Origin of the sequence: Zoogloea oryzae (genome assembly GCF_030161255.1) — a bacterium.
Taxonomy (GTDB): domain Bacteria; phylum Pseudomonadota; class Gammaproteobacteria; order Burkholderiales; family Rhodocyclaceae; genus Zoogloea; species Zoogloea oryzae.
The window spans coordinates 1-2,263 of the sequence record NZ_BSPX01000169.1; the positions used below are offsets into that span (position 1 = coordinate 1).

At 73.7% G+C, this 2,263-nt stretch carries 2 protein-coding genes; one reads left to right on the forward strand and one right to left on the reverse strand.

The features are described 5' to 3' along the window. Positions 1–1,667: lipoprotein N-acyltransferase Lnb domain-containing protein (locus QQK25_RS22745; RefSeq protein WP_284190011.1), on the forward strand; the 1,667-nt coding region annotated here is incomplete at its 5' end. On the opposite strand, the gene QQK25_RS22750 is transcribed toward QQK25_RS22745, so the two are convergent. Further along, positions 1,664–2,263: DUF1501 domain-containing protein (locus QQK25_RS22750; RefSeq protein WP_284190012.1), on the reverse strand; the 600-nt coding region annotated here is incomplete at its 5' end. The genes QQK25_RS22745 and QQK25_RS22750 overlap by 4 nt on opposite strands.

The window sequence follows — 2,263 nt, forward strand, 5'->3', positions numbered from 1 at the left end:
GCGCCACCAACGCCGCCGCCGAGCTCGACGCGACCCTCGCCAGGCTTGTCGAGCCCGCCCGCCCCGACGCCCCCGACGAACACCCCCAGTGCCGCTTCCCGGCCCGCTACCACTGGCTCAAGTCGCGCCTGCCCGCGCTCGCCCGCGCCACCGCCGACCAGCCCTGCCCGCGGCTGGCCGCCTGGGCCGCCGAGATCCGCCCGGCCGGCGCAACCCTGGTGTTCCCGTCGGCCTACGTGAACAGCCCGGCCTCGATGTTCGGCCACACCCTGCTGCGCATCGACGCCGAGGGCCAGACCGACGCCACCCGGCTCCTCGCCTACACCATCAACTACGCCGCCAAGGCCGACGCCACCGACGGCTTCACCTTCGCGATGAAAGGCCTCTTCGGCTTCTACCCCGGCACCCTGTCCAGCTCGCCCTACTACGTGAAGGTGCGCGAATACAGCGACATGGAAAGCCGCGACGTGTGGGAATACCGGCTCAACCTGACGCCCGACGAGACCCGCCAGCTGCTCCGCCACGCCTGGGAGATCGGCGCCACGCGCTTCGACTACTGGTTCTTCGACGAGAACTGCTCGTACATGATCCTGCGCCTGCTCGACGTGGCCCGGCCGGGCCTGCGGGTGTCCCAGCGCTTTCCCCTCACCGCCATCCCGGTGGATACCGTCAAGGGCGTGGTGGCGGTGCCGGGGCTCGTCACCGACGTCACGTTCCGCCCCGCCGGTGGCACCGAGCTCGCCCACCGGGCGAGCCGTCTGCCGCCCGACGCCATGCTTGATGCCATCGCAGTGGCCGACGGCAGGCAGACGCCCGCGGGCCTCGGCACCGCGCCCCTCGCCATCGAGCAGCTCGAATTCGCCGACCGGCTGGTGTCCTTCCGCGGCCACGCCGGCAAGCTCGACCAGGACGAGGCCCTCGCCCGCCTGAAGACCATCCAGACCACCCGCAGCCGGCTGCCCGCCATCGACACCGGCAGCGTGCCCGTGCCACCGCGCCCCGAGACCGGCCACGCCTCCGGCCGCTTCGGGCTGTCGGCCGGCCGCGCCGCCGGCGCACCGGCGCTGTTCCTGGGCCTGCGCCCGGCCTACCACGACCTGCTCGACCCGGAGACCGGCTACAGCCGCGGCGCCCAGATCCGCTTCTTCGACATCGCCGCCAGCCAGCGCGAAGGCCACGGCTGGCGCCTCGACCGCTTCCTGCCGGTGGATATCGTGTCGGTCGCCCCGCGCCGGGAATGGACCCAGCCCCTGTCGTGGAAGGTGCGCTTTGGCTGGGAGCGCGCCCTCGGCTACCCGCTCGCCCCGAGCCCGACGGTGGCCGGCGGCCCCGGCGCCGCGTGGGAGTGGGGTGGCCTGATGGCCTACGTCTTCCTCGAGAACCAGCTCCTCACCCAGGGCCGGCTCGAGAAGCGCTGGGCCATCGGCACCGGCCCGCTGGCCGGCCTGCTGTGGGATGTGGCCCCGGCCACCCGCGTGCAGTTCGAAGCCAGCCACCAGTGGTTCAACGACAGTCGCCTGGAACGCAGCCAGGCCCGCGCCCTGATTCGCCACAGCCTCGGCCCGCGCAGCAACCTGGTGGCCGAGTACGAATGGACCCGCGCCGAACTGCCCGCCGACGAGCGGCAGGCGCGCCGCATTGCGCTGGGCTGGCAGCTGTACTTCTAGCCGATCAGCCCCAGCGGCGCCCGCGCCGCGAGGCCGGGGAAGACCGCCGCCCGGTCACGCTCCGGCAGGGCCAGCAGCTCGGCCAGCACGTGGCGGTGGTCGGTGGTCACCGCCAGATCGACGCCCTGATCGAGGCGCGGCGTGTCCAGCGCCGGCCAGTCGCCGAACATCCGTCCGCCACGCACCCCGTCGCCCAGCACCAGCATCGCCGAGCCGTGGCCGTGGTCGGTGCCCTGGCTGCGGTTGGCGCGCAGGCGCCGGCCGAACTCGGTCATCACCACCACCCGCACCGGCAGCCCGGCGCCGGCCATGTCCCGGTGGAAGGCCGCCAGCCCGCGGGAGAGCTGCCCCACGAGCGCATTGAAGCGGCCCGGCTGGGCGTCGTGGGTGTCCCAGCTGGCGTGGTCGATGCACGCCACCCGCAGGCCCACGTCCATCTTCGCCAGCCGGGCGATGGCCTGCAGCCCCAGGTTGAAGCCGTTGTTCTCGTAGTTGGCGCCGACCGGCGCGTAGGGCGTGAGACGGCCGTCGGGCCGGCGCGGCAGGCGCGCATCGATCAGCGCGCTGCGGGCCAGCACCCGGGCGCCGGCCTGGCG